This window comes from Prevotella sp. C561 (genome assembly GCF_000224595.1).
GTDB lineage: Bacteria > Bacteroidota > Bacteroidia > Bacteroidales > Bacteroidaceae > Prevotella > Prevotella jejuni.
The window spans coordinates 1-1,201 of record NZ_JH114189.1; the positions used below are offsets into that span (position 1 = coordinate 1).

The 1,201-nt window shown below is 41.5% G+C and carries 2 pseudogenes; both read left to right on the plus strand.

Features of this window, described 5'->3' with window-relative positions:
• Positions 1 to 496 (plus strand): annotated as a pseudogene (locus HMPREF0666_RS15870) (IS1380 family transposase); the annotation flags it as partial.
• A 256-nt stretch (positions 497 to 752) separates the two neighbouring features.
• Positions 753 to 948: pseudogene (locus tag HMPREF0666_RS17110) on the plus strand (ATP-binding protein); the annotation flags it as partial.
• Positions 949 to 1,201 lie beyond the last annotated feature (253 nt).

Consider the following 1,201-nt stretch of genomic DNA (forward strand, 5'->3'; position numbering starts at 1 on the left):
GAAATGCGATGTCACATCCATCAGCATGGACAGCTTAATAGAAGGAAAGTCATACAGACTTGTCGTACAGCGTAGCCTTTGAAAGACAAGGATGGCAAGCAACAGACGGATATGTTCGGAGTAATATACACATACCGCTGTATCCTCACCAATGACTGGGTGTCTACCGAGAAGGACATCATTACATTTTATAATGAGCGTGGGGCTAGTGAAAAAAACTTCGACATACAGAACAATGACTTTGGATGGTCACATCTGCCATTTTCCTTTATGGCTGAGAATATGGTTTTTCATGATGGTTACTGCCATGCTGAAGAACTTCTATCTCGTCCGTCATATCAGCGAAAAGGTCAAGCCGTTGAAAAAGACAAGCAGGCTGAAAGTCTTTATCCTGCATTTTGTCAGCGTACCAGCAAAATGGGTGAGAACGGGAAGGCAGAACGTTCTGAACCTATATACAAATCAAACCTACTACGCTGAAGTATTCCTTGAATAAACAGTATTTCTTTGTGGTGTTTTCATACTTCCCCATTGGTTTGGGTGGGGGGATTTCATGCCTATGCAAGAACCAAGAACCCCAGAAAAGTCCCAAATCAATGGATAAATACCAAAATGTCACGTCAATATATAAAAGTAGATTGCAAAGAATAATGCTGCGGAATTGAGGTTTATAAAGTTTGTCTTATAAATAATATATAACTTTGTAAAGCGAACTTTATAAGAACACATGTTTCTTATTAAATGTAATTTATATGAGTATTAGTAAAGATGTCATCAAACAGTGCCTGATTAGTAAGCAGCGTGAGGTGGATGAGGCGGTACTTGTGGAACGTCCCCATAGACTTTGAAGAGAATGGCAATTATGTGATAGTTGGTGTGAGGCATGCGGGCAAGTCGTATCTGCTGTATCAGCGTGTGCGACAACTACAGGTAGCAGGAAAGGGATGGGCGTGATCACCGAGATACCCCTATGGCTAATCATCAACACCTAACATCTATCACCCAACACCCAACAATAGCTGTAACGTTCTGTGCTTTCGGTTGACTTAATGTCTCTGTGCACCTTTGTGAAATCTTTTCTTCTGTGTAGTTCTGTGAGAAAAAGAATAAAGAGAGAACATGAGAGATAGCGGCCCCTCCCCCGAAGGACCGTGGATCACCGAGATACCCTACTGGCTAATCATCAACACCTAACATCTAT